Origin of the sequence: Acidisoma sp., from assembly GCF_965199065.1 — a bacterium.
Classification (GTDB): domain Bacteria; phylum Pseudomonadota; class Alphaproteobacteria; order Acetobacterales; family Acetobacteraceae; genus Acidisoma.
The window spans coordinates 1,150,463-1,174,068 of the sequence record NZ_CBDAQN010000003.1; the positions used below are offsets into that span (position 1 = coordinate 1,150,463).

General features: G+C 67.4%; 24 protein-coding genes, 1 other RNA gene, 1 pseudogene and 1 other annotated feature. Of the genes and pseudogenes, 9 read left to right on the top strand and 17 right to left on the bottom strand.

Translation table 11 applies throughout. The features are described 5' to 3' along the window. The first annotated feature begins 6 nt into the window (after positions 1–6). Positions 7–669, top strand: coding sequence for a 5,6-dimethylbenzimidazole synthase (gene bluB, locus ACOEQ1_RS13455; protein ID WP_419759752.1), 663 nt, complete (start codon positions 7–9; stop codon positions 667–669). Positions 670–677: 8 nt separating this feature from the next. On the opposite strand, the gene ACOEQ1_RS13460 is transcribed toward bluB, so the two are convergent. The 7 genes and pseudogenes from ACOEQ1_RS13460 to ACOEQ1_RS13490 form a co-directional block, all read right to left on the bottom strand. After that, positions 678–1,607 (bottom strand): electron transfer flavoprotein subunit alpha/FixB family protein, encoded by a 930-nt coding sequence (locus ACOEQ1_RS13460; protein ID WP_419759753.1) that lies wholly within the window; start codon positions 1,605–1,607, stop codon positions 678–680. A gap of 52 nt (positions 1,608–1,659) precedes the next feature. Further along, positions 1,660–2,409 (bottom strand): electron transfer flavoprotein subunit beta/FixA family protein, encoded by a 750-nt coding sequence (locus ACOEQ1_RS13465; RefSeq protein WP_419759754.1) that lies wholly within the window; start codon positions 2,407–2,409, stop codon positions 1,660–1,662. A 142-nt stretch (positions 2,410–2,551) separates the two neighbouring features. After that, positions 2,552–3,925: an LLM class flavin-dependent oxidoreductase gene (locus ACOEQ1_RS13470; RefSeq protein ID WP_419759755.1), complete on the bottom strand. Its 1,374-nt coding sequence runs from the start codon at positions 3,923–3,925 to the stop codon at positions 2,552–2,554. Between the two features lie 12 nt (positions 3,926–3,937). Continuing rightward, entirely contained in the window at positions 3,938–5,167 is a 1,230-nt protein-coding gene (locus ACOEQ1_RS13475; RefSeq protein ID WP_419759756.1) for an SfnB family sulfur acquisition oxidoreductase, read from the bottom strand. 12 nt (positions 5,168–5,179) lie between these two features. Continuing rightward, the gene (locus ACOEQ1_RS13480; RefSeq protein ID WP_419759757.1) at positions 5,180–5,830 is read right to left on the bottom strand and encodes a methionine ABC transporter permease; all 651 of its coding nucleotides are present in this window, start codon (positions 5,828–5,830) and stop codon (positions 5,180–5,182) included. A 77-nt stretch (positions 5,831–5,907) separates the two neighbouring features. Continuing rightward, positions 5,908–6,642, bottom strand: a pseudogene (locus ACOEQ1_RS13485) (methionine ABC transporter ATP-binding protein); the annotation flags it as partial. A 31-nt stretch (positions 6,643–6,673) separates the two neighbouring features. After that, entirely contained in the window at positions 6,674–7,513 is an 840-nt protein-coding gene (locus ACOEQ1_RS13490) for a MetQ/NlpA family ABC transporter substrate-binding protein (RefSeq protein WP_419759758.1), read from the bottom strand. 312 nt (positions 7,514–7,825) lie between these two features. Between ACOEQ1_RS13490 and ACOEQ1_RS13495 the strand changes: the two genes are divergently transcribed. Then, a complete protein-coding gene (locus ACOEQ1_RS13495) occupies positions 7,826–8,830 on the top strand; it encodes a Gfo/Idh/MocA family protein (protein WP_419759759.1) in 1,005 nt (334 codons plus the stop codon). On the opposite strand, the gene ACOEQ1_RS13500 is transcribed toward ACOEQ1_RS13495, so the two are convergent. The 9 genes from ACOEQ1_RS13500 to ACOEQ1_RS13540 all read right to left on the bottom strand — a co-directional run bounded on the left by ACOEQ1_RS13500 (position 8,827) and on the right by ACOEQ1_RS13540 (position 17,200). Continuing rightward, a complete protein-coding gene (locus tag ACOEQ1_RS13500; protein WP_419759760.1) occupies positions 8,827–9,339 on the bottom strand; it encodes a GAF domain-containing protein in 513 nt (170 codons plus the stop codon). The two genes, ACOEQ1_RS13495 and ACOEQ1_RS13500, sit on opposite strands and share 4 nt — an antisense overlap. A gap of 78 nt (positions 9,340–9,417) precedes the next feature. Beyond that, the gene (locus ACOEQ1_RS13505) at positions 9,418–11,157 is read right to left on the bottom strand and encodes a PAS domain-containing methyl-accepting chemotaxis protein (RefSeq protein ID WP_419759761.1); all 1,740 of its coding nucleotides are present in this window, start codon (positions 11,155–11,157) and stop codon (positions 9,418–9,420) included. A 141-nt stretch (positions 11,158–11,298) separates the two neighbouring features. Beyond that, positions 11,299–11,679, bottom strand: a complete 381-nt coding sequence (locus tag ACOEQ1_RS13510; protein ID WP_419759762.1) for an HIT domain-containing protein — start codon at positions 11,677–11,679, stop codon at positions 11,299–11,301. A gap of 31 nt (positions 11,680–11,710) precedes the next feature. Then, positions 11,711–12,568 carry an EamA family transporter gene (locus ACOEQ1_RS13515; protein ID WP_419759763.1) on the bottom strand — a complete coding sequence of 286 codons (858 nt, stop codon included), beginning with the start codon at positions 12,566–12,568 and terminating at the stop codon, positions 11,711–11,713. Positions 12,569–12,591: 23 nt separating this feature from the next. Beyond that, complete coding sequence (gene treF / locus ACOEQ1_RS13520; protein WP_419759764.1) at positions 12,592–14,193, bottom strand: alpha,alpha-trehalase TreF; 1,602 nt, start codon at positions 14,191–14,193, stop codon at positions 12,592–12,594. Then, complete coding sequence (locus ACOEQ1_RS13525) at positions 14,193–15,038, bottom strand: TIGR01459 family HAD-type hydrolase (protein WP_419759765.1); 846 nt, start codon at positions 15,036–15,038, stop codon at positions 14,193–14,195. The genes treF and ACOEQ1_RS13525 overlap by 1 nt, the downstream gene beginning before the upstream one ends. 2 nt (positions 15,039–15,040) lie before the next feature. Then, the gene (locus ACOEQ1_RS13530) at positions 15,041–16,102 is read right to left on the bottom strand and encodes a quinone-dependent dihydroorotate dehydrogenase (RefSeq protein WP_419759766.1); all 1,062 of its coding nucleotides are present in this window, start codon (positions 16,100–16,102) and stop codon (positions 15,041–15,043) included. 27 nt (positions 16,103–16,129) lie between these two features. Next, a complete protein-coding gene (gene thiE, locus ACOEQ1_RS13535) occupies positions 16,130–16,768 on the bottom strand; it encodes a thiamine phosphate synthase (protein WP_419759767.1) in 639 nt (212 codons plus the stop codon). A gap of 12 nt (positions 16,769–16,780) precedes the next feature. Further along, positions 16,781–17,200, bottom strand: a complete 420-nt coding sequence (locus tag ACOEQ1_RS13540; RefSeq protein ID WP_419759768.1) for a hypothetical protein — start codon at positions 17,198–17,200, stop codon at positions 16,781–16,783. Positions 17,201–17,277: 77 nt separating this feature from the next. Here ACOEQ1_RS13540 and ACOEQ1_RS13545 point away from each other — a divergent pair, with 77 nt between their 5' ends. From ACOEQ1_RS13545 to ACOEQ1_RS13575, 7 genes are all read left to right on the top strand, one after another. Further along, positions 17,278–17,508 (top strand): hypothetical protein, encoded by a 231-nt coding sequence (locus tag ACOEQ1_RS13545; RefSeq protein ID WP_419759769.1) that lies wholly within the window; start codon positions 17,278–17,280, stop codon positions 17,506–17,508. 69 nt (positions 17,509–17,577) lie between these two features. Further along, on the top strand, positions 17,578–17,889 hold the full coding sequence (gene zapA / locus ACOEQ1_RS13550) for a cell division protein ZapA (RefSeq protein ID WP_419759770.1): 312 nt from the start codon (positions 17,578–17,580) through the stop codon (positions 17,887–17,889). 8 nt (positions 17,890–17,897) lie between these two features. Further along, a non-coding RNA gene (gene ssrS / locus ACOEQ1_RS13555) (6S RNA) lies at positions 17,898–18,055 on the top strand. Further along, positions 18,042–18,614, top strand: coding sequence for a 5-formyltetrahydrofolate cyclo-ligase (locus ACOEQ1_RS13560; RefSeq protein ID WP_419759771.1), 573 nt, complete (start codon positions 18,042–18,044; stop codon positions 18,612–18,614). Before ssrS ends, ACOEQ1_RS13560 begins: the two co-directional genes overlap by 14 nt. A gap of 10 nt (positions 18,615–18,624) precedes the next feature. Further along, positions 18,625–19,455: a TIGR00282 family metallophosphoesterase gene (locus tag ACOEQ1_RS13565; RefSeq protein ID WP_419759772.1), complete on the top strand. Its 831-nt coding sequence runs from the start codon at positions 18,625–18,627 to the stop codon at positions 19,453–19,455. 30 nt (positions 19,456–19,485) lie between these two features. Beyond that, positions 19,486–20,664 carry an aminotransferase class I/II-fold pyridoxal phosphate-dependent enzyme gene (locus ACOEQ1_RS13570; RefSeq protein WP_419759773.1) on the top strand — a complete coding sequence of 393 codons (1,179 nt, stop codon included), beginning with the start codon at positions 19,486–19,488 and terminating at the stop codon, positions 20,662–20,664. A gap of 70 nt (positions 20,665–20,734) precedes the next feature. After that, positions 20,735–20,790: a sequence feature (sul1 is cis-regulatory element that is thought to sense ions involved in sulfur or methionine metabolism; They are found in Alphaproteobacteria), on the top strand. 65 nt (positions 20,791–20,855) lie between these two features. After that, complete coding sequence (locus tag ACOEQ1_RS13575; RefSeq protein WP_419759774.1) at positions 20,856–22,334, top strand: SulP family inorganic anion transporter; 1,479 nt, start codon at positions 20,856–20,858, stop codon at positions 22,332–22,334. A 3-nt stretch (positions 22,335–22,337) separates the two neighbouring features. Here the strand turns inward: ACOEQ1_RS13575 and ACOEQ1_RS13580 are convergent, their stop codons facing one another. Beyond that, the gene (locus tag ACOEQ1_RS13580; RefSeq protein ID WP_419759775.1) at positions 22,338–23,594 is read right to left on the bottom strand and encodes an MFS transporter; all 1,257 of its coding nucleotides are present in this window, start codon (positions 23,592–23,594) and stop codon (positions 22,338–22,340) included. Positions 23,595–23,606: the final 12 nt, after the last annotated feature.

The following is a 23,606-nucleotide window of genomic DNA, read 5'->3' on the forward strand; positions in this document are numbered from 1 at the left end:
CCACGAATGGCAGGGGCAGACAATTGCATCCGGTCCGCACCGCTCTTCGACGAGGAGTTCCGCGGCGAACTGCTGGCGCTGTTCCAGTGGCGGCGGGACGTGCGCCACTTCCGGCGCGACCCGGTGCCCATGGCCTTGCTCGACGCCTTGCTGGAGATCGCCTGTCTGGCTCCCTCCGTGGGTCTCAGCCAGCCCTGGCGCTTCGTGACCGTGGAGGATGCGGCACGGCGCGCCGCCGTCAGGGCCAGCTTCGAGCGCTGCAATGCCGAGGCTCTCGCAAGCCAGCCGGGGAACCAGGCCGGCCTCTATGCGCGGCTGAAGCTGGCGGGGCTGGACCAGGCACCATGCCATCTCGCGGTCTTCGCGGAAAGCGACCCGCAGCAGGGACACGGCCTGGGCCGGAAGACGATGCCGCAGACGACGGCCTACTCGGCGGTCATGGCGGTGCATACCCTATGGCTTGCCGCGCGCGCCGAGGGGCTGGGGCTCGGTTGGGTGTCCATCCTCGACCCCGAGGCGGTGACGGCCGCGTTGGATGTGCCTGACGGGTGGCTGTTTATCGGCTATTTCTGCCTCGGCTATCCGGAGGACTGTCACGACGCGCCGGAGCTGGAGCGCAAGGGCTGGGAGTATCGCCGCCCCGCCGCCGTCGCCCGGCTGAGGCGCTGAAGCTGACGCTAGAGCGCCTTCTCGAGCTCCGGCAGCAGCGTGAACAGATCGCCCACCAGCCCGTAATCGGCCACCTGGAAGATCGGCGCCTCGCCATCCTTGTTGATGGCGACGATGATCTTGCTGTCCTTCATGCCCGCCAGATGCTGGATCGCGCCGGAAATCCCCACGGCGATGTAGAGATCCGGCGCCACCACCTTGCCCGTCTGCCCGACCTGCTGGTCATTCGGCGCGTAGCCCGCATCCACCGCCGCGCGCGAGGCGCCGATCGCCGCGCCCAGCTTGTCCGCCACCGGCAGGATAAGCTCCTGGAACTTCTCGGAAGAGCCTAGCGCCCGGCCGCCCGAGACGATGATCTTCGCCGACGGCAACTCCGGCCGCTCGGATCGCGACAGGCTCTCGCCGACAAAACCCGACAGCGCCGGATTGCCCGCTGCCGCCACTGTCTCGATTGCCGCCGAGCCACCCAGCGCTGCCGGCGGGAAGGTCGAGGTGCGGATCGTCAACACCTTCTTGGCGTCCGTCGCCTGCACCGTCTGGATCGCATTGCCGGCATAGATCGGCCGCTCGAAGGTGTCCGGCCCCAGCACGCGCATCACGTCCGACACCTGCATCACGTCGAGCAGCGCCGCCACGCGGGGCATCACGTTCTTGCCTGCCGCCGTCGCCGGCGCCGCCATCACGTCATAGCCGGGCGCGAGGCTCAGGATGAGCGCCGCCACGGGTTCGGCCAGCAGATGGCCCAGCGAGGCGTCCTCGGCCAGCAGCACCTTCGACACGCCGGCCAGTTGCGCCGCGGCCTCCGCGACCGCGCGGCAACCCTCGCCGGCCACCAGCACGTCGATCTCGCCGCCGAGCGCCATGGCCGCCGAGACGGCGCGGCCCGTGGTTTCCTTGAGCGCGCCGTTTTCGTGATCGGCCAGAACGAGCGTCTTCATGTCTCTATTCCTTGCTATCTTTTTTCGCGCGGCCGCCCGCCAGCCCCGCGCGTCAGATCACGCCGGCTTCGTCGCGCAGCTTGGCGACCAGCTCCGCGACCGAGCCCACGCGGACCCCGGCCTTGCGCCCCGCAGGCTCGACCGTCTTGAGCACCTTCAGGCGCGGCGCGGGATCGATGCCGTACTCGGCGATCTTCTTCATCGCGATCGGCTTCTTCTTCGCCTTCATGATGTTCGGCAGGCTGGCGTAGCGCGGCTCGTTCAGCCGCAGGTCGGTCGTCACGATCGCCGGCAGCTTCAGCGCGACCGTCTGCGACCCGCCATCGACCTCGCGGGTCACGTTCACCGTGCCGTCGCCGATCTCGACCTTGGAGGCGTAGGTGCCCTGGCCCCAGCCGAGCAACGCCGCCAGCATCTGGCCCGTCTGCCCGCAATCGTCGTCGATCGCCTGCTTGCCGAGGATCACCAGCCCGGGCTGCTCCTCCGCCACGACCGCCTTGAGGATCTTGGCGACGGTCAGCGGCTCGACCGCTTCGGCCACTTCCACGACGATGCCCCGGTCGGCGCCCATCGCGAGCGCCGTCCGCACCGTCTCCTGCGCCTGCACCGGCCCGATCGAGACAGCGACGACCTCGGTCGCCTTCCCGGCCTCACGCAGACGCAGCGCCTCCTCGATGGCGATCTCGTCGAACGGGTTCATCGACATCTTCACGTTCGCAAGTTCGACGCCGGAGCCATCGGCCTTCACGCGCACGCGGACGTTGTAATCGACCACCCGCTTCACAGGCACCAGGATCTTCATCAGGCCTCCAGACACGTAAAAGGGCACGGCTCGTCGCGGAGGACGTCCTATAGGCCGCGGACAGCCCGGCGCAACTCCCCTTCCGGCGAGCGATGACGTGAAGCGACCAGCGATGAAACACTGGCCTGGACGCGACGGGCCCTCAGCCCGATTGCGACATCCGGAAACCCGCCGCCGGATGCGGCTCGCGAAGCCGCGGTCCCTCGCCGAACAGCTTCTCCCGCAGCGTGCCCGGCGCATAGGCCGTCTTGTAGAGGCCGCGCGCCTGCCATTCCGGAACCAGCAGATCGACGGCATCCTCGAAGCTCTCGGGCATGACGGCGTAGGCGAGGTTGAAGCCGTCGACGCCGGTCTGCTCGCGCCACGCCGCCATCGCCTCAGCGACCTCACCTGCCGACCCGGTGAACACGGGTCCCGCGCCGCCGATCGCGACGTGCTCCGCCGCCTCGCGCACCGTCCAGTCGCGCCCCGGATCGCCCCGCGTGAAGTTCTCCATCGCCGCACGCCCGGCATCGTTCTCGATGAACCGGATCTTCTGGTCGAGGTCGTAACCCGCGAAATCCACGCCCAGCCAGCCGCCCATGAGCACCAGCGCACCCTCGTGATCGACGTAGCTGCGATACTCGGCGAACTTGTCGCGGGCCTCGGCCGCCGTCGGCGCGACGATGGCGGTGACGAGGGCGAACACCTTGACGCTGTCCGGCCCCCGGCCAGCCGCCACCAGCGCCTGACGCAGCCGCGCGACCCGAGGTGCTATCACCGCCGCCGACGGCCCGGACACGAACACGCATTCGGCATGCCGCGCGGCAAAGGCCTGCCCCGTCGGCGAACTGCCCGCCTGATACAGCACCGGCGTCCGCTGCGGCGACGGCGAGGAAAGATGCAGCGCCTCCATCGAGATATGCTCGCTCTCGTGGCGGATGACGTGCACCCGGTCGGGATCGGCGTAGAGGCCGCGCGCGCGGTCGGCGAGCACCGCGCCATCCTCCCAGCTCTGCTCCCACAACTTGTAGATCGCCGCCATGTAGTCCTCGGCCACGGCGTAGCGGTCGTCATGGCCGCGCTGCCGTGTCTGGCCCATCGCGCGCGCCGCGCTGTCGAGATAGCTGGTGACGATGTTCCAGCCGATCCGCCCGTCGGTCAGGTGATCGAGCGTCGAGAACCGCCGCGCCATGAGGTAGGGGTGCTCGTAGCTCAGCGAGACGGTAACGCCGAAGCCGAGATTGCGCGTCACCGCCGCCATGGCAGGCACGAGGAGCAGCGGATCGTTGGTCGGCAGTTGCGCGCCGGTTGCAATCGCGCCCCGCGCGTTGCCGCCATACACATCATACGGGCCGAGCACATCGGCCAGGAACACGCCGTCGAACAAGCCGCGCTCCAGCAGCCGCGCCAGATCGAGCCAGAGCGGCAGCCGGTTGAACTCGGTCACGCGGTCGCGGGGATGACGCCACAACCCGGGCGACTGATGCACGAGCGTGTTCATCACGAAAGCGTTCAGCAGGATCGGCTGTGTCATGAAATCTCGAACTCAGATCCAGGAATGAACCGGCGGAAGAGTGCCGTTCAGCTCGTAGTCGCCGATGGAGAAATACTTCCAGCGCACCGGATCATGCAGCGTATGAACCCGCGCGTTCCGCCAATGGCGGTCGTAGTTGTACTTCCGCAACGTCGAACTCGTGCCGGCAAGCTCGAACAGATTGCTCGTGGCATGCAAAGCGACCTCCGTTGTCAGCACCTTGGCTTCGGCCACCGCAATGGAGGCGCGCGCGATGCCCTCTGCGGTTTCGTCCTCAAGCACTTCGTCGATGACGCGCCCGGCATACTCCAGCACCAGCTCCGCGGCGCGCAGCCTGATCCGCGTGTCGCCGACCTGCGAGACCGTGAACGGATCATCGGCGGCGCGGTCGCGTCCGCTGTCGATCCACGGCCGCGCGCGACGCCGCACGAAATCCAGCGTGTCCGCGAAGGCGCCCGCCGCGATGCCGGCGTCGATCGCCGCCTGCATGATCTGCGAAATCGGGCCATAGACGATGGGTTTTTCCCGCAATCCGCCAAGACCGATGACGTGCGAAGCCGGCACCCGCACATGCTCGAACCGCACGGTCCCGCTCGCCGTCGTGCGCTGCCCGAAACCCGACCAGTCATCGATGACGGTCACGCCCGGAGTGTCGCGCGGCACCATCGCGCGCAACACCTCGCCCGCCTCGGTCCGTGCGACCACCGGGATGTAATGCGCGAACAATGCGCCCGTGCAGTAGAACTTCGCGCCCTGAATGACGAACTCGTCGCCCTCCGCGCGGATCACGGTCTTCCAGTCCGCCGCGGTCTTGGTGCCCATCTCCACCAGCGCATTGCCGAGGCGGTAGCCATCGAGAACCTTCCCGTAGAAGTAACGCTTCTTCGGTTCGTCCCGCTCGGCACGCAGGAAGTTGAGAAAGGCGTAGTGGTTCTGCGGTATCTGCCCGATCGAAGGGTCCGCCGCCGAGACGATGCGCATGACCTCGGACAGCGTCGTGATCGGCAGGCCCGGCCCGCCATACTCGCGCGGAACGAGGATGCCCCACAGGCCCGTCGCCGAGAACCGTTCGATCTCCGGGATCGGCAGGATGCGGTCGCGGTCCCGCTCGGCCGCGCCGTCTGCAATGGATCGGGCGAATTCATGCGCAACCGCTATCGCCTCCGCCGAGGTGGCGAGCAGCGGCGGACGGCTTTCCGGCAATGGCAAAGGCGGCGCGGGGCGGGGCTCCACATCGTTCATCGGGGGCATCCTTCAGCGGTGGTCGAAACGCGCGGCCAGCCTATCACCCAGGAACTGCACGCCACAGACCAGAACGATGAGCACCGCGACGACGACGACGATGACCCAGGTGTCGAACTCGTCATAGCCGTAGCGGATGGCGAGGTCGCCCAAGCCCCCGGCGCCCACGACACCCGCCATCGCCGACGATCCGATGAGCGTGACCAGCGTCACCACGAAACCGGCGACGATGCCCGGCAGCGCCTCGGGGATGAGTACCTCGCGCATGATGGCGAGCCGGCTGCCGCCCATCGCCCGCACCGCTTCCACCAAGCCACCATCGACCTCGCGGAGCGAGACCTCGGCGATGCGCGCGAAATAGGGTGTCGCACCGATGGCGAGCGGCACGATGGCCGCCTCGGTTCCGATGGAGGTGCCGACGATGAAGCGCGTGATCGGGATAAGCGCCACCAGCAGGATGATGAACGGCACCGAGCGGACGCCGTTGACGAGCGTGCCCACCAGCCGGTTGACACCGGCGTTTGGCAGGATGCCGCCGCGGGCGGTCGCGACCAGCAACAGCGCGAGCGGCAGGCCGCAGACGAAGCCGATTGCTCCCGCACCGCCGACCATGACCAGGGTCTGCTCCAGCGCGGTCCGCAGATCGTTCCAGGATATCGGCATCAGATGCCCTCGCCGTCTGTGAAGCCGAGGGCCGCCGCGCGCAGCAGGATGCGCGTCTCCTCGGCCTGCGGATCGACCAGCACGTCCCGCACCGGCCCTTCCTCCACCACGCGGCCAAGCGCCATGACGAGCACCCGGTCGGCGATGCGCCGCGCCACGTTCATCTCGTGGGTGATGAGCACGATGGTGAGGCCGAGCGTCCGGTTGATCCGCTGCAACAACGCCAGGATCGACAGCGTCGTTTCGGGGTCGAGCGCCGAGGTCGCCTCGTCGCAGAGCAGCAGCGCGGGTTCGTTTGCGAGCGCCCGGGCTATCCCCACGCGCTGCTTCTGCCCGCCGGAGAGCGTCGCCGGATAGACATCCGCCTTGTCAGCAAGACCGACCAGATCGAGCAGCTCAGCCGCCCGCCGGCGTCGCTCGGCGCGCTTCACCCCAGCGAGCTTGAGCGGCAGCGCCACGTTCTCGGCGACGGTGCGCGAGGACAGCAGGTTGAAGTGCTGAAAGATCATGCCGATCCGCTGGCGCTCGCGCTGGAGCTGGCGCTCGGAGAGGACGGTGATGTCCCGCCCGTCGATCTCAACCCCTCCGCCATCAGGACGCTCTAGCCCGTTCAGGCAGCGGATGAGCGTCGACTTGCCTGCGCCCGATCGCCCAATGATGCCGAGCACCTGCCCGCGGTCGAGCGTGAAGGACACGTCGTCGAGCGCGATGGTGGCGCCGAAGCGGCGGGTAACGCCGGTCACGCGCAGCAACGGGGCCGCCGGCGCGCCGGGCCATTCGAAGCCCGACGGCTCGGACAGGCTATGGTCCATCTCGCTCACCAGGCTCGCTCACCTTGCCCGCTTACCAGGCCGGCGCGATCGCGCCCTGGTAGCGCTTCAGGATGAAGGCGCGCTCATCGGGCGACTGGAAGATTTTGATGAACTTCAGCAGCTTCGGGTCGTTCGCATCCTGCGGGCGGCTCACGAACTGGAGGGCGTAGTGCGGGTTGTTGGCGCCGTCTTCGATGAGCACCGTCTTGGGATCGCCACCCGAGGCGATGAGGAAGGTGTAGCTCACCTGCGCGACCCTCACGTCATCCAGCGCGCGCGCCAGCTGCGGGGCGGGCAGCTCGATGAAGTTCAAATTCTTCGGGTTGGAGGTGATGTCGGTGATCGTCGCGGCGTCGCCCACGCCCGGCTTCAGGGTGATGAGCCCGGCCTTCGCGTAAAGCTGCAGGCCACGAGCGCGGTTGACCGGGTCATTCGCCACCGCCACCTGATCGCCGTTCCGAAGCTGGTCGAGGTTGGTGATCTTGTGGGAGAACAGCCCCATCGGCATGACGACGGCAGGCGCGACCGGCACCAGGTTGAAGCCGCGCTGCTTGATCGCAACCGCCAGGAATGGCTTGTGCTCGTATAGGTTGGCCTCGACCGATCCCTCGTTCACCGCAACGTTGGGCGTCACCCAGTCCGAGAAGATGATGACCTTCACCGTCAGTCCCTGCTTGGCCGCGAGGCTGGCCGCGTGTTGCAGCACCTCGGCCATGGGGCCGGGCGTGCCGGCGATGGTCAGAGGTGTCTCGGCATGAGCGCCGACGACCAGGCTGAGCAGCAGCAGGCCGGCCGCTACACACCCGGCCACAAACGCGCGCCATGCGCCATGGGGATGCGGGTCGATCTCGTGCTCGCCAATTCTCGACATCGGTGGGGAGACTCCTGCCACACGGTGTGGCTATATACCCATCATTAGACGTGCAATTCTTCCAAAATACTATTTTTCGCGACGTAATTTGTCAAACGACCTCATCGATTGGCACTTTCGAAGGTCGGCTCTGATGACGCTTCGTACGAAACACCGGGGCCGACACGACGGGGTCGAGAGGCACCAGCGACAGGATTGCCTCGGCGGCGTGCGGCAGCGCTTGGCGTCTAGCGGTGCGAACCCCTTGCGCAACGCTCGGGAGCGGCGACGTCAGGTGCCAGGCGGAGACTGCCGCGGACAGGGGAGATCATCATGGCGCAGACAGTGAACTGGGGCGTGCTCAGCACGGCGAAGATCGGCCGGGAGAAGGTCATCCCCGGCATGCAGAAGGGCCAGGTGAGCCGCGTGCTCGGCATCGCGTCCCGGGATCAGGCGACGGCGGAGGCGGCCGCCCAGAGCCTCGGCATCCCCCGCGCCTATGGCAGCTACGAGGCGCTGCTCGCAGACCCCGACATCCACGCCATCTACAACCCGTTGCCCAACCACCTGCATGTGCCGTGGAGCATCCGCGCGCTCGAAGCCGGCAAGCATGTGCTGTGCGAGAAGCCGGTCGCGCTGAATGCCGAGGAGGCCCGCACGCTGCTGGCGGCGCGCGACCGCAGCGGCCTCATCGTCGCCGAGGCCTTCATGGTCCGCTACACCCCCTGGTGGCATCGCGTGCGTCAACTGGCGCAGGAAGGGCGGCTCGGCCGTGTCGGCGCCATTCAGACCGCATTCACGTATTTCCTCGACGATCCCACCAACATCCGCAACGACCCGTCGATCGGCGGAGGCGGCCTGATGGACATCGGCTGCTACGCCATCGCCACCGCGCGCTACGTCTTCGGAGCCGAGCCGCTGCGGGTATCGAGCCTCATCGAGCGCGACCCCACCATGGGCACCGACCGCCTCACCAGCGCCGTGCTGCAATTCCCGGACGGGCACCTCACCTTCACCTGCTCGACGCAGTTGGCGCCGCATCAGCGCGTGACGATCATGGGCACGAAGGCGCGGATCGAGGTGATCATCCCCTTCAACGCGCCGCCCGACGCGCCCTGCCGCATCCTCATCGACGACGGCGAGGCGCTGGACGGCTCGGGTGCAACGCCCGAGGATTTCGCGGTGACGGATCAATACACCGAGCAGGGGGACGCGGTGTCGCGCGCCATCCTCGGCGAGGCGCCGCTGGAGTTCCCGCTGGAGGACGCCATCGCCAACATGCGCGTCATCGACGCCGTGTTCCGCTCGGCCGAGACCGGCGGGTGGGAAACGCCTTAAGCCGCCGGGGCCCTTGGGGAAGCGTCGGGCAGGTTGAACTGCGTGCCATGCGCGAGCAACTGGATGTCGACGTATTGCGCGAGCTTGACCAGCTTGGCGATTTCCGCCTCCGTCGCACGGCGCGGCTGCCGGCCGATCACACAGAGGGCGCCGACACCGCTCGTCAGCTTGATGCCCGCGTAGAAGCGGATAGCGGGCGCTGACGTGACAAGAGGGTTGGCGACAAACCGGCTGTCGCGCGTCGCATCCTCCACCACAAGCACGCCGTTTGTTTCGATGGTGTGCGAGCAGAAGGAGACGCTGCGAGGCGTCTCCTTCATATCCAGCCCGATGATTGCCTTGAACCACTGGCGCTCGGCATCGACGAGCGTCACGGCCGCGATCGAGGTGCCGGGCAGCAAGGCGAGTGCGTCTTCGGCGAAGCCCCGAAACAATCGATCCTCCGGCGTGTTCAACATCCCCATGGCATGAAGACGCTGAAGTCTTTTTGCTTCTTCCTGCGGATCCATCGCGGCATTCCTGTCTGTTCTAAAGCCACTGCCATCAGGCCCCAGCCGGTCCGCAGGGTCTGCTCAACGTTCCGGACGTCAGTCAGGCAGCGCCATCGCCCGCGGGCGGGACCTGGGCTGGCCACCGTGCGCGACCGCCGCTGGGCGCGCTCCGGACGACGGCGCCCGGCTTGCGCGCTCAATGCGGAATTGACCGATCAGGCCGGCCATTTCGACCGCCTCGACCTTGAGCGTGGCGGCTGCGCGGCTCGCTTCCTTGATCATTCCCGCGTTCTGCTCCAGGTCCATGCGGTTCACAGCTTTGTTGACCTCGACCAGGCCAATCGCCTGCTGCTTCGCGGCACTCGCCATCTGGGAGAGCAGGGCATCGATCCGCGCGACCTGCTCGGTCACGCCCGTCAGCGCCCCCGCGGTTTCATTGACCAGCTCGACGCCACGCTTCACCTCTTCGGAGCTGGAGGAGATGAGAGACTTGATTTCTTTGGCGGCCTCGGCCGACCGTTGCGCGAGCGCCCTCACCTCCTGCGCCACGACGGCGAAACCACGCCCAGAGTCGCCGGCACGAGCAGCCTCGACCCCGGCGTTCAGCGCCAGCAGATTGGTCTGGAAAGCGATTTCATCCATTACGCCGATGATCTGCGTAATCTTTTTGGAGCTCTCGTTGATCTCCGTCATCACGGTTGCAGCCAGGCTCATCACTTGGCTCGACCGTGCGGTGCCCGAGCGGGCGCCGGAGGCCGCGAGCGCGGCATCGAACGCACCCTCCACGCCCTGCTTGACGGTCATCGTGATTTCGTCCAGCGCGGCCGCGGTCTCCTGCAGGCCCTCGGTCTGTTCCTCGATGCATCGCGCCATGTCATCTGTCGAAGCCACGATTTCGGCGACCCTGGCCTGTATCATCTCGGAACTGGCAGCCACCCGTGCGATTGTCATCTCCAGACATGCAAGCGAGGTGTTGTAGTCCGCCCTCACCGGTTCGAAGGCGGGCTCGAACGCCTGGGACAAGCGGAACTGCAGGTTGTTCTGTGCAAGCTCGGCCATGCCGGCGGCGACCTCCGCCACGGCCTGCACGCGCCCCGTGATGTTGGTGGCAAACTTCAGGATCGACGTGACCTTGTTGTTCAGGTCGAAGATCGGGTTGTAGGAGGCCTGGATCCAAACTGCCTGACCGTTCTTGCCGAGCCGCCTGAACTCGCCGGCGATAAACTGACCCGCGTTCAGCTTGCGCCAGAACTCCTGGTATTCGGCACTTGCGGCGTATGCGGGCTCCACAAGCATGCGATGATGCTTGCCCGCAACTTCATCGAGGCGATAACCCAGCGAGGCGAGGAGGTTTTCGTTGGCATCGATGATCTCGCCCGTGGGCTTGAACTCGATCATGCCCTGAACGCGGGAGATGGCCGCTAGTTTCGCTTCGAACGTGATGTTCCGCAGCCGTGCCGCCGTCGTGTCACTGGCGACCTTCACGATGCTGACGACTTTGCCGGCCCCGTTCAGGATCGGATTGTAGGACGCCTGGATCCAGACCTGCCGCCCGCTTTTCGTGAGGCGCGGATACTCCTGGCGGTCGAACTCGCCGCGACCGAGCTTGGCCCAGAACGCCTTGTAGGCTGCCGACGCCGCGTAGGCAGGATCGACGAAGATGCTGTGATGCTTGCCCAGAAGTTCGGCGGCGTCATAGCCCATCAACTGGCAGAACTCGTGATTGGCCGCGAGTATTCTACCCTGGGGGTTGAACTCGATAATCGCGAGCGACCGATCCAGCGCATTCAGAACGCGCTTGGCCTTGGGTAGCAAAGCGCGGTGAAGGCTGAGCATGGCGACCACGTTCCTGAATAGTCGGCGGTGACCACTCGTCCGAGAGTGACCTCAAGGGGTCACGTAACCTCGTGCCTGTTAACGCAGGATGAACGCGCAGGAATCCGGGCCGGCTAGACGAGCGCAGCCTGCGAGCACGCGTCACGCCGCCTGGATCATCCGGCCGAGCGGGCCGCCGCCGAAGACATGAACGTGGAAATGCGGCACTTCCTGTCCGGCATGGATGCCGTGGTTACTGAGCAGCCGATAACCCTCCTGCTCCAGGCCGAGAATGCCGGCGACCCGGCCGACCGCGCGCCAGAACCCGGCGATCTCGCCATCGGGCGCACGTGCGGCGAAATCCACCGCCGATACATACGGACCTTTGGGGATAACCAGCACATGCACCGGGGCTTGTGGTGCGATGTCATGGAAAGCGAGCGCGAACTCGTCCTCGTACACGGTCCTGTTGGGGATCTCCCCGCGCAGGATCCGGGCGAAGATGTTCTGGTCGTCATAGGGGTCGAGGCCGGTCACGGGCATGCGCGTTGTCTCCGTAAAGGGGCGAGCCGGTCTACGTCTTTTTCGGCGAGGCGGCCACAGTGCCGAGGCTCGCCAGCGTCACGCAGCCCATGCCGAGCAACTGGGTGAGGCTCAGCCGCTGGCCTAGAACCAGGAATCCCATGAGGGCCGCCGCCGCGGGTTCCAGGCTCATGAGGATGCCGAAGCGGCGCGGCTCCATCCGGCGCAGGCAAGCCATCTCAAGCGAATAGACGCCGACGGGCGACAGCAGGGCGATGAGGGCCATGAGCAGGACCGGCACCAGTCCGATGCTGTGCCAGTGCGGCAGGATGCCGAGCGGCAACCCGACAAGCGCGGCAACGCACAGCGAGAAGGTCAGGCCCTGCACGCCGGTGAAGACCCGGCCGACACGTCGCGTCAGCAGGATGTAGCAAGCCCAGCACACGGCGGAGCCGCCAGCGAAGCCACAACCCACTAAATCGACCGCCCCGCCGACTCCGTGAGTGAGGAGCCAGACGCCGAGCGCCGCGAGCAGAGCCCAGACGACATCCCGCGCGCGGCGCGAGCCGGCGAGCGCCAGCGTGAGCGGCCCGAGGAACTCGATGGAGACCGCGGTCCCGACGGGAATGCGTGCAACCGCCGCGAAGAAGAAAAAGGCCATTGCGGCGGTGGTCAGGCCGAGAATGCCGGCTGCCATCAGGCGTCGGGCATCGAGTGGCAAGAGGCGTGGCCGCGCCACGACCAGGAGGAAGCCGGCAGCCCACGCCATGCGTAGCGCCGTGATGCTCATGCTGCCGTTCCGATGGATGAGCGGCACGGAGAGCGCTGCGGCAAACTGCGCCAGCAGCACGGCGGCCAGGAGCCAGAGCGTGACGGGAAGCCGTCCGGCGGCGGTTTGCCAGGCGGTCATCGCACGCTGCATGAAAGCCTTTATCAGGGGGAGGGAGCGGTCGCTCCCTTCGTTTCAGGGTAGGCCGCAGTCATCGCCGCCTGCACCCCGTTTGTCCAGCCGAAGCCGATCTGCAGCGCATACTCACCGCCGTGGCCTGTCGCGGCGCCGCCCGGCGGCGTCTCGACGTTGTATTTTTCGACGAGAACGCCGTCGCGCGCGAAGGCCGTATCGACGCGCGCCTCCCAGCGCCCCGCGATGGTCTTCGCGAGCGTGTCGCCGTAACGGGCGAAGCCCTCCACCGCCATCCACTGCAACGGCGCCCAGCCGTTCGGCGCATCCCATTGCTGACCGGTATCGGTCTCGGTGGTGCGGATGCCGCCCGGTTCGAGCAGGTGCGCCTGCACCGCACCCGCCACCGCCTGCGCTTCGGCAACCGTGGCAACGTGGAAGAACAGCGGCACGACCATCGCCGCCGAAACCACGTGCGTCTGCTGCCGCGTTTCCCAGTTGTAGTCGGTGAAGTCGCCCGCCTTGGCATCCCACATCAGGCGCCGGATGGCGGCCTCGCGGGTCGCCGCACGCTGCGCGAACAGCTTTGCCTCCGTCGTGTTCCCGGCGAGGCGATAGGCATAGGCGAGGTCGCTCTCCATGTGGAACATCTCGCTGTTGAGGTCCACGGGGAGGATCGACGTCGTGTCGATTGTCGTGAGGGTGTGGCCGTCCGCAAGCCAGCGCGAGCTGTAGTCCCAGCCAGATTCCGCACCGGCGCGGAGGTCGCGATAGAGCTGCGGCGCCGGGCGGTGCGCGAGCTTCGCCGTGTCCACGTCCTCAAGGTAGGACTCGTCGCGCGGCGTGTCGCGGTCGTCCCAGAAGCGGTTGAGCCACGTGCCGTCGGCGAGCCTCACCACATGGCGATGCGCCTCACCCGGCTTGAGGCTGCTCGCGCCCTGCATCCAGAAGTCGTATTCGGCGCGCATCGCCGGCAGGTAGGTCTTGTAGACGCCGGGGCCGTCCCGTTTCGCGATGAGATCGACCATGCAGGAGAAGAACGGCGGCTGCGACCGGCTGAGGTAGTAGCTGCGGTTGCCGTTCGGCATGTGGCCGTAACGGTCGATCAACGAGGCGATGTTGCGCACCATGTCGTCGGCGAGCTTGGTCTTTCCGTCCTGCTCCAACCCGAGCATCGTGAAGTAGGTGTCCCAGTAGTAGATTTCGCTGAAGCGTCCGCCCGGCACGATGTAGGGCGCGGGCAAGGGCAGCAGCGATGAGTAGGCCTCGATTTCGTCGGGCTGACGCAGCAGGACCTTCCACAGATCCTCGATGTATTCGTTCACCGTTTCGCCGGGCCGGCGGTCGTAGGAGACGGTCTTGAGCACCGGCTCCTGAAAATGGGCGGTGACGAAGTTGCGCAGGCTGAAGCCGGGCTGCCCCTTCTGCGCCGCGTAGTCCTTCAGGATGGTGGCGGGGGGCGCGGTCGGGATCGCGTCCGCGAAGGTCTTCTGGTCAGGGAAGATCTGCGCCAGTTCGACCGCGCGATAGAGGTCGCCGAAGACGACGCTCGGCGGCTGCGGATAGGGCGCGCGTGCCAGAGCAGGGCTCGCGAAGCCCCCGAATAGTGCCGCGAGGATCAGATAGCGTCTCATCACCACGCGAAGTTAGGGATGGTCGCGATGGGGGCAAGACCCGCCGCCGCTGCTTCTGCCTCTGCCTCTGCCGGCTTGCCGAGAAGGTCGTGGATGCCATCCAGCACCCAGCAGGCGTCGATGCCGACGCCGGAGGCGCCCGCGATATCCGTGCGCAGCGCATCGCCCACCGCCAGCACGCGGCCGGGCGGCAGGTCCAGCATGGCGAGCGTCGGGCCATAGACGGCCGCATCCGGCTTGCCGCGCTGGCGGAACTCGCCGCCCATCTCGGCATAGGTCTGAGCCAGCGCTCCGGCACACAGGATCTGCTGGCCGTCGCGCACGATGATGATGTCGGGGTTGGCGCAGACCATCGGCAGGCGGGCGGCGAGGCAGGCCTCCAGCGCCGGGATGTGCGGACCCACCTCGCGGTCGGTGATCGCCTCGTCGGCGCCGACGTTCAGCACGAAGTCGGCCTCGGCCGGGGTGACCGCCACTTCGATGTCCAGCCCCTCCAGCAGGGGGAGGTCGCGGCCCGGCCCCATGAAGAAGGCGCGCCGGCCAAGTCCCGCGAACCATGGATCGTCCCGGGTCAGCAGCGCCTGCCAGACACTCTCGCCGCTGGTCATGACGCCGTCGTAGAGTTCGGGCTCGATGCCGAGCCGCGTCAGCCCCGCCGCCGCCATCGCCGCCCGGCGCGGCGCGTTGGAGAGCATGACGATGCGTTTGCCACGCTCGCGCAGCCGGACGATGGTCTGCCGGGCCTTGGGGTAGAGCTTCACCCCGTCATGCACGACGCCCCAAAGATCGAGAATAAACCCGTCATAATGACCCGCGAGCGGGGCTAATCCATCCAGATGCCGCATGGTCACACCCCTCTCGCCATCGATACAGCCTCGGCGCCCACCAGATCGGCGAGCCGCACGACCCCCGCCGCCTTCAACGCGCCCGCGAGGTCGCGCTTGATGCGGGCGACCACCTGCGGGCCGCCATAGGTGAAGGCGGTATAGACCTGCACGAGATCGGCACCCGCTTTTATCTTGGCCAAGGCGTCCGCGCCCGTCCCGACGCCGCCGACGCCGATCAGCACGAGCCGGCCTTTGGCCATCAGGAAGGCGCGGGCCAGCATGGCGGTCGAGAGGTCGAACAGCGGCCTGCCCGAGAGGCCGCCGGTTTCGGTGGCCGCCGCGCCGCGCAGGCCGGGCGGGCGCGAGATCGTCGTATTGGTGAGGATGAGCCCGGCGATGCCGTGGGCGACGGCGGTTTCGACCACCGCCTCCAGTCCCGCGACCGAAAGGTCCGGCGCCACCTTCACGAAGATCGGCGGCGCGTCGGGCACGGCGGCGCGCATGGCCGAGAGGATCGCCGCGAGGCGGGCTTCGCTCTGCAGATCCCGGAGGCCGGGCGTGTTCGGCGAGGAGACGTTGACCGTCACGTAATCCGCCAGCGGGGCCACGATGCGGAGCAGGTCCGGATAGTCGCGCTCAGGCTCCGCACCCTCCTTGTTGACGCCGATGTTGGCGCCGACGGGCACGTTCCGCCGCAACATTGCGAGCCTTGCCGCGAAGGCCGTGACGCCGGCGTTGTTGAAGCCCATGCGGTTGATGACGGCGCCGTCCTCGGCGAGGCGGAACAGGCGCGGGCGCGGATTGCCGGCCTGGGGGCGCGGGGTGACGGTACCGGCCTCGACGAAGCCGAAGCCCATCCGCATGAGCGCCCGCAAGGCGACCGCGTCCTTGTCGAAGCCCGCCGCCAGCCCGACGGGGTTGGTGAAGGCGAGGCCCGCCACGGTCGTCGCGAGCACGGGCGGGTCGGCCGCCGGGTTTTCCGCCGCCAGCCCGAGGCGCATGGCGATCATTGCGAGCCGGTGCGCGCGCTCTGCCTCCAGGCGGCGAAGTACGGGCATGGCGAGCGCCGTCAGCGGAGCCATCAGCAGGGACTATTCATAAAGATATGCTTATGTCTGGCGTGCGGCGGCGATGGCCGCGTTCATCGCTCGCACGCCCTCGGCGGGGCCTTGCGGGTGGTTCCAGACGGCGCTGACGACCGCCAGGAAATCCGCCCCCGCCTGCACCAGCGGCGCACAGTTCATGGCCGTGATGCCGCCGATCGCAACCGCCGGCAGTTCCATGATCTCGGACCACCAGCCGAGAAGTTCGGGCTCCGCCTCGACCGGAGCATCCGCTTTCGTGCCCGTGGGGAAGAAGGCGCCGAAAGCGACATAATCGGCGCCATCCTCGCCGGCGTTCATCGCGAGTTCGCGGCTGCCATGGCAGGAGACGCCGAGCGTCAGATCCGGACCCAGGATGCGCCGCGCCTCGCGCGCCGGCATATCCTCCTGTCCGACATGGGCGCCGTCGCAACCCAAGGCACGAGCGAGATCGGGCCGGTCGTTCAGCAGGAAGGCCACGTCGCGGGACTGCGCCACCGGCCGCAACACCTCGATGGCGCGTCTTAGCGCATCCTCGTCGGCATCCTTGAGGCGCAGCTGCACGGCCCCGACATCGCCCGCATCGAGGGCGGCGGCCAGCTGGTCCCGAAAGACCGTGGGGTCGAGCCGCGGCGGCGTGACGAGGTAGAGGCGACAGGGGTCCATCGCCGGCGAGCACTAGCGAAAGCCGCATTCATTGTCACCTTGGGCCGCCAGCCAATCCGGCAGCCGCCGCCGGGCGTCAGGGCGCGCGAGGTCGAGCGCCTCGGGCATGTCGGGCCGCAGCACGGCGCCCAGCGCCTCGGCCATCAAACGGACGCGCTCGTAGATGGCGGGGGATACGCCGCGCAGCACGAGGTGGCGCTGGCCGGCACGCAGCGCCTCGGCAGCGCGGCCCGGCGCATCGCCACAATCGAGAATGTCCTCAAAAGGCCGCGCAGGATGCTCCGCCCGGGCGGCGGACATCATCGCGGTCCACCAGCCGGCTCCGGCATAGAGGGCGGCTCCAGGCGCCGAAACCAGCGTCACCGGCAGCCCTGGCGCAAGAGCACGACGGGCGTCGGCGATGCTGTGGATAACGACGGCGGGCGGGATCATCGCGAAATCCTTGACGTTGCACCGCCGACCTGTGCTGATGATTTACATAAGGTTAAGACACAGTACACTAGAGGCTCATGGCGGAACACGAGGACACCAGCGCGGCTCTGCGCCGTCTGGAGGCGGCTCTGAACAGGATTGCCGCTCAGATCGCAAGACCTCGCCCGAGCTTCTCTCTCCAGAACCCGGCCACGGACGATCCTGCCCGAGAAGGCGAAGGCGAACCCGCTCATCACGAAATCGTGACAAAACTCGATGATCTCATCGGTGGGTTGCGCAATGCTCTTGGGATAGAGCGGCAGCCGTGAGGCTGGCCTGGACGGCAGCGCCGGCGGTAGAGCACTCCCACCCCATCAGCAGCCCGAAAGGAGATGGCCGTGGCACAGGTCACGTTGAGGATTAACGGCTACTCCTACCTTGTCGGCTGTGAGGATGGGCAGGAACCCCATCTGAAAGCGATGGGCGAGGCGGTGCAGAGCCGTATCGACAGCATCAAGACGCTCGGCCAGACCGGCGAGGCGCGCCTGCTCATGCTGGCGGCCCTGCTTCTTGCTGACGAGCTGCATGACAAGGAAGCCGCGCTGCATGCCGGGCGGCAGACGGCGGCGCCCGACCCCGCTTTCGACGCAGCGGTGAGGCGCCTCGCTGTCAAGGCGGAAGAGATTGCGGAAGCCCTCGAACGCGCGTAGACGTTGCTGTGGAGCTGCCCGGTTCGACAGGCAAAACATCCCCAGGGCCAATAATGTTCTCCCTAGGGAACTGGCTCTGCTTTGATCTTGGTCAATGTATCTGGTGCCCACCTGCACAAGCAGGCCTTGGGAGGATGAAAGCGCCACCGGCCATGGCGGCTCCACTTACTCTTCCCGTGTCGATCGACGAAGCGAAATCGACGGCCCGCAAAGCCGCCGTCGCTCGCCGAACGGGTCAGGACCCCGGCCTTGGTATCAGGCTGATCGGCCATCTGCTCGAAGGCGGCATCCTCCCGCGTGGCGCGGTCGTCGCCGGCTTCTGGCCCATCCAGCACGAAATCGACATCCGGCCACTGCTCGCGGCGCTGCATGAGCGGGGACATCCGCTTGGTCTGCCGGTGACCGGCCGGCGTGGCGAGGCGCTCGTGTTCCGCGCCTGGAAGCCGGGCGAGCCCCTGCTGCCGGGCCGCTTCGGCACCAGCCATCCCGCGGGCGAGGAACTGACACCGGACGTGCTGCTCATCCCGCTGCTGGCCTTCGACGGCCAGGGCCATCGCCTGGGCTACGGCGGCGGCTTCTACGACCGGACACTGGCCGCTCTGCCGGACGCGATCCGCGTCGGCTGCGCCTTTGCCGACCAGGAACTCGACAGCGTTCCGGTGGGATCGTACGACCAAAGGCTGCACGCGGTCGTGACCGAGGCCGGGCTCAGACACTTCCCCTGATTGGAGCGCCATGCGCATTCTGTTCCTCGGCGACGTCATCGGACGTGGCGGCCGCGATGCCGTCGCCGCCGCCCTGCCCGACTTCCGGCGCCGGCTGCGCCTCGACCTCGTCATCGTCAACGGCGAGAACGCCTCGCACGGCTTCGGGCTGTCGCCGGAGATGGCCCGCGCTCTTTTCGAAGCCGGAACCGATGTCATCACACTGGGCAACCATTCCTGGGATCGCCGCGAGATCATCCCCTTCATCGCGACCGAGAAGCGCGTGCTGCGCCCGATCAACTTTCCCCCCGGCACGCCGGGCGCCGGCAGCGTGATCCTGACGCTCGCGGACGGGCGGCGGGCGATGGTCATCAACGCCATGGGCCGGCTGTTCATGGACGCGCTCGATTGCCCCTTCCGCGCCACCGAGGATGTGCTGACGCGTCACAAGCTGGGCCAGAACTTGGCCGCGGCGGTGGCCGACTTCCACGCCGAGGCGACCAGCGAAAAAGAGGCTTTCGCCCATGTCTTCGATGGCCGGCTATCTCTGGTCGTCGGCACGCATACGCATGTGCCGACGGCCGACCATCAAATCCTTGAAAACGGCACCGGCTACATGACGGATGCCGGCATGTGCGGCGCCTATGACAGCGTCATCGGCATGACGAAGGGCCCCGCCGCCGAGCGCTTCTGGCGCAAGATGCCGGGCGAGCGCCTGACCCCGGCTGAGGGCGACGTCACGATCTCGGGCGTGTTCGTCGAGACGGACGATGCGACGGGCCTCGCCCGCCGGATAGAGCCCCTGCGCCAGGGCGGCCGGCTCTCGCCAACCTTTCCGGAAATTGTTACTATGACGGACTAAGGCCAGCCCTGTTCATCAAGGATACGAAAGATGTCCGTTTCGAACCGAGTGAAAGCCGCCGACGACGCCTTCGCTGGCGTCAAGGACTTCTACTTCTCATCCCGCTACGGGGAGCGGCGGCTGACGCCGGGCATCTCCGACTTCACCTTCGGCAACCCGCAGGAGATGCCGTTGCACGGCATCGTCACGGTCCTCCGCGAGCAGGCCGTGCCGCAAGACAAGAATTGGTTCGCCTACAAAACCAGCGAGGCAGCGCCACAGCGCGTGGTGGCCGAACGCCTGAGCGAGGAACTGGGCCTTGCGTTCGAACCCGGCGATATCGCGCTCACGACGGGCGGCTTCGGTGCGATCATGCTGGCCGTCCGGCTCATTCTCGACGCGGGCGACGAGGCCATCTACTCGGAACCTGCATGGTTCTGCTACCAGCCCATCCTGCTCGCAGCCGACACCGTGCCACGCAAGGTGGCACTGAAGGCCCCCGCCTTCGATCTCGATCTTGCCGCCATCGATGCGGCGATCGGCCCGCGGACGCGCCTCGTCATCGTCAACACGCCGCACAACCCGACAGGACGGATCTATCCGGCCGCCATGCTCCGCGCGCTCGCGGAGGTGCTTGACCGCGCATCCGCCCGCATCGGCCATCGCATCTATCTGTTGTCGGATGAGCCTTACCGGCGACTTCGTTTTGATGACAGAAAGTTCGACAGCCCGGCCAGCTTCTACCCCTGGACGATGATCGCCTACAGCTACGGCAAGGTTCTCCTCGCGCCCGGTCAGCGGCTCGGCTACCTTGCCGCCTCGCCGCTGATGCCCGAGGCCGACCGCCGCGCGTTTCGCGAGGCTATGTTCTCCGCGCAGATGGCTCTCGGCTGGTGCTTCCCCAACGCCCTGATGCAACACGCGCTGCCCGATCTCGAGAAGCTCTCCATCGACCAGCTTGCCCTCGCCCGCCGCCGCGACATGTTGACGGCCAACCTGTCGGAGGCCGGCTACACGGTGCTGCCGCCGGAGGGCACGTTCTATCTCTGGATCAAGTGGCCCGAGGGCGATCCGGAGCGCATGTGGAACACGCTCGCGGATCACGACGTTTTCGTCATGCCGGGCAGCATCATGAACGCGCCCGCCTATTTCCGCATTTCCCTCACGGCGTCCGATGACATGGTCAGCCGCGCGGCGCCGGCATTCATGGTGGCGGCTCAACGCGGTTGAACGTTGCTCCGTCGCCGGCCGTGAGCATGTTGCACTGCGGCAGAGGCTAGGCTAGGTCTCGGTCATCCGTCCTGGACCCGGTGCGACCCCGGGTGGCTCTTCCGGCCGCCAATCCGCCGGACAACGCAAGCAGACACCGGCAGCCGCCGCCTCCCGCGCTGCCGCGCCATGCCGATCGCGGACTTGCACCCATGACCTCTCATCAGCTTTCGCGCTACCGCGCCGAATGGGGCACCAGCCTCGGCGACGTGAAGCGCGACATCCTCGCCGGAATGGTCGGGACCTTCGCCCTCATCCCCGAAGTCATCGCCTTCTCGTTCGTGGCGGGCGTCGACCCGGAGGTGGGGCTCTTTGCCTCCTTCATCATCGGCATCGTCATCGCCTTCACCGGCGGACGCCCGGCGATGATCTCCGGCGCCGCCGGTTCGGTGGCGCTCGTGGCAGCCGCCCTCGTGCATGGCCACGGACTGCAATACCTCCTGCTGGCGACGCTGCTCGCCGGGCTGTTCCAGATCGCCTTCGGGCTGCTGCGGCTCGACGTGCTGATGCGCTTCGTCTCCCGCTCCGTCCGCACCGGCTTTGTCAACGCGCTCGCCATCCTCATCTTCTCCGCCCAGCTGCCGCAGATGCTGCACGTGCCGTGGCAGACATACCCGATGATCGCGCTCGGTCTTGCCGTGATCTACCTCGTGCCCCGGCTGACGACGGCGATCCCCTCGCCCCTCATTTGCATCCTCGTGCTGACGGCGATCAGCGTCGCGCTGCCCATGCCGCTGCGTACGGTCGTCGACCTCGGGCGGCTGCCGCACTCCCTGCCGGCGCTGGTCATCCCGCACGTGCCGATGACGCTGGCGACGCTCGGGATCGTGGCGCCCTATGCGCTGGCCATGGCGGTCGTCGGACTGCTCGAATCCATGATGACGGCGAGCGTGGTGGACGAGCTGACCGAGACCACCAGCGCCAAGGCGCGGGAATGCTGGGGGCTCGGCATCGCCAACGTCGCCGCCGGGCTGTTCGGCGGCATCGCCGGCTGCGGCATGATCGGCCAGACGGTGGGCAATGTCCGCTATGGCGGGCGCGGGCGGCTCTCCACCTTCGTCGCCGGATTGTTTCTGCTCGTCCTCATCGTCGTCCTGCGGCCCTGGGTGGCGCGCGTGCCGGTCGCGGCGCTGGTCGCCATCATGATCATGGTCTCGATCAGCACCTTCTCCTGGGGCTCGATCCGCGACATCGTGCGCCATCCAAAGGTGTCGAGCGTCGTGATGCTGGCGACCGTCGCGGTGACGGTCGTGACTTCCGATCTGGCTGTCGGGGTCGCCGTCGGCGTGCTCCTCAGCGGCGTGTTCTTCGCCTTCAAGGTCATGCGGCTGATGGACGTGCGGGTCGGCTACGACGCACCCTCCGACACGCGGATCTATACGGTGAGCGGCCAGATCTTCTTCGCCAGCGCCGATGAATTCGCCGATCGCTTCGACCTGCGGGACAGGGCGGCGCACGTGCGGATCGACCTCGGGGGCGCCCATCTGTGGGACATCACGGCGGTCGGCGCGCTGGAGGCGGTGGTGACCAAGATGCGCCGGCACGGCATGGCGGTGGAGGTCATCGGCCTCAACGAGGCGAGCGCCGTCCTGGTGGACCGCCACGCCCCGCTGGTGCAGGGCGTCGTGTGAACGTCATGCGACAGCCGCCCGTTGCTCGGACCGGGTTTCGGCACAGGCGGGCTTCAGCCAGTTCGCGGTGACGAGCCAGATGGTGAGCGAGACGAGCGCGAATGAGCCCAGGATGATGAAGGTCACGCGGTAGCCGAGGTCCTCGGCGATCCAGCCGCCAAGGGCCGGGCTGAGCGACGCGCCCAGTCCCTGCACGGTCATGACCGCGCCCTGGCCGACGTTCACGCGGCCGGTCCCGTTCAACAGACGCGCCACGAGGCCGGGCACGGCCACGCTCTGAAGCCCCGCGCCGACGCCATCGAGCGCCTGGACCGGAAAGACGCCCCAGTCGACGATCAGGAAAGACGCCAGCAGCCCACGGATCGGCAGCGCGATGAAGGTGATGAGCATGATCCACCAGTAGCCCTGGCTCGACGCCATCCGCGTGGCGACGATGGAGGCGAGAACCATCACCGCCTGGGCCACCGCGATCGTCTCGGCGACGAAGATGGTCGGGTTGCCGGGATGAGCCGACACGACCGCGAGGCCATAGAGCGGCAGGAGCGCGCCGTTGCCGAGGTGGAAACAGGCGAGCGCGGCAGCGAGGATCAGAAGCGGACGGTTCCGGAGCAGGACACGGAAGCCGCTCGCCTTCTCCGTGCCGTCGCCGCCCTCCTTCATGCCGCGCGCCGCATCGTCGTCGATCGCCGCGCGTGGGATCAGGAACACGGAGATGATCGACAGCACCGCGAATGCCACGGCGAGCCAGAACACCCACGCGAAGCCGAAACGCCAGCCGAGATAGCCGGACAAAGCGGCGCCGGCCATGTTCCCGGCATGGTTGAACGCCTGGTTACGCCCGTTCTGACGCGGAAACCCGGTTTGCCGGACGATGCCGAGCGTCATGCCTGCCACGGCCGGCCCGATGGCGGCGCCCGCGATGGCGGTGGCGACCTGAGAGAGCGCGATGACCCAGAAGTTCTGGGACACCAGGATGAGCAGCGAGGCGAGGACCGCGCAGGCGCCCGGGATGGCGACGTAGGAGCGCTTTCGCTTCGTCGCGTCGACTAGAGCCCCGAAGGGCGCGGTCATGAGCATCCCCGCGACCCCGCCGAGCGTCATCACGGTGCCGATGGGACCGCTCTGCCAATGATGCGCCAGCAGGAAGACGCCGAGAAACGGACCGATGCCGGCCTGCATGTCCGACATGAAGAAGTTCAGCGCTTCGAGCGGCACGAGGACGCGCCGCCCGATGGAGGCCCGAGGTTTCGAGTGTCCCATGCCGATCAGGCG

Excerpts from the sequence above, each read along its gene's own strand:
- ACOEQ1_RS13545 (WP_419759769.1), top strand. The coding sequence starts at position 17,278 with ATGGCGGAACACGAGGACACCAGCGCGGCTCTGCGCCGTCTGGAGGCG.
- ACOEQ1_RS13525 (WP_419759765.1), bottom strand. The coding sequence starts at position 15,038 with ATGCGGCATCTGGATGGATTAGCCCCGCTCGCGGGTCATTATGACGGG.
- ACOEQ1_RS13500 (WP_419759760.1), bottom strand. The coding sequence starts at position 9,339 with ATGGATCCGCAGGAAGAAGCAAAAAGACTTCAGCGTCTTCATGCCATG.
- ACOEQ1_RS13540 (WP_419759768.1), bottom strand. The coding sequence starts at position 17,200 with ATGATCCCGCCCGCCGTCGTTATCCACAGCATCGCCGACGCCCGTCGT.
- treF (WP_419759764.1), bottom strand. The coding sequence starts at position 14,193 with ATGAGACGCTATCTGATCCTCGCGGCACTATTCGGGGGCTTCGCGAGC.
- ACOEQ1_RS13580 (WP_419759775.1), bottom strand. The coding sequence starts at position 23,594 with ATGGGACACTCGAAACCTCGGGCCTCCATCGGGCGGCGCGTCCTCGTG.
- ACOEQ1_RS13490 (WP_419759758.1), bottom strand. The coding sequence starts at position 7,513 with ATGTCGAGAATTGGCGAGCACGAGATCGACCCGCATCCCCATGGCGCA.
- ACOEQ1_RS13560 (WP_419759771.1), top strand. The coding sequence starts at position 18,042 with ATGGCGGCTCCACTTACTCTTCCCGTGTCGATCGACGAAGCGAAATCG.
- bluB (WP_419759752.1), top strand. The coding sequence starts at position 7 with ATGGCAGGGGCAGACAATTGCATCCGGTCCGCACCGCTCTTCGACGAG.
- ACOEQ1_RS13460 (WP_419759753.1), bottom strand. The coding sequence starts at position 1,607 with ATGAAGACGCTCGTTCTGGCCGATCACGAAAACGGCGCGCTCAAGGAA.
- ACOEQ1_RS13470 (WP_419759755.1), bottom strand. The coding sequence starts at position 3,925 with ATGACACAGCCGATCCTGCTGAACGCTTTCGTGATGAACACGCTCGTG.
- ACOEQ1_RS13475 (WP_419759756.1), bottom strand. The coding sequence starts at position 5,167 with ATGAACGATGTGGAGCCCCGCCCCGCGCCGCCTTTGCCATTGCCGGAA.
- thiE (WP_419759767.1), bottom strand. The coding sequence starts at position 16,768 with ATGGACCCCTGTCGCCTCTACCTCGTCACGCCGCCGCGGCTCGACCCC.
- ACOEQ1_RS13505 (WP_419759761.1), bottom strand. The coding sequence starts at position 11,157 with ATGCTCAGCCTTCACCGCGCTTTGCTACCCAAGGCCAAGCGCGTTCTG.
- ACOEQ1_RS13495 (WP_419759759.1), top strand. The coding sequence starts at position 7,826 with ATGGCGCAGACAGTGAACTGGGGCGTGCTCAGCACGGCGAAGATCGGC.
- ACOEQ1_RS13515 (WP_419759763.1), bottom strand. The coding sequence starts at position 12,568 with ATGACCGCCTGGCAAACCGCCGCCGGACGGCTTCCCGTCACGCTCTGG.
- ACOEQ1_RS13530 (WP_419759766.1), bottom strand. The coding sequence starts at position 16,102 with ATGGCTCCGCTGACGGCGCTCGCCATGCCCGTACTTCGCCGCCTGGAG.
- ACOEQ1_RS13480 (WP_419759757.1), bottom strand. The coding sequence starts at position 5,830 with ATGCCGATATCCTGGAACGATCTGCGGACCGCGCTGGAGCAGACCCTG.
- ACOEQ1_RS13510 (WP_419759762.1), bottom strand. The coding sequence starts at position 11,679 with ATGCCCGTGACCGGCCTCGACCCCTATGACGACCAGAACATCTTCGCC.
- ACOEQ1_RS13575 (WP_419759774.1), top strand. The coding sequence starts at position 20,856 with ATGACCTCTCATCAGCTTTCGCGCTACCGCGCCGAATGGGGCACCAGC.
- ACOEQ1_RS13565 (WP_419759772.1), top strand. The coding sequence starts at position 18,625 with ATGCGCATTCTGTTCCTCGGCGACGTCATCGGACGTGGCGGCCGCGAT.
- ACOEQ1_RS13465 (WP_419759754.1), bottom strand. The coding sequence starts at position 2,409 with ATGAAGATCCTGGTGCCTGTGAAGCGGGTGGTCGATTACAACGTCCGC.
- ACOEQ1_RS13570 (WP_419759773.1), top strand. The coding sequence starts at position 19,486 with ATGTCCGTTTCGAACCGAGTGAAAGCCGCCGACGACGCCTTCGCTGGC.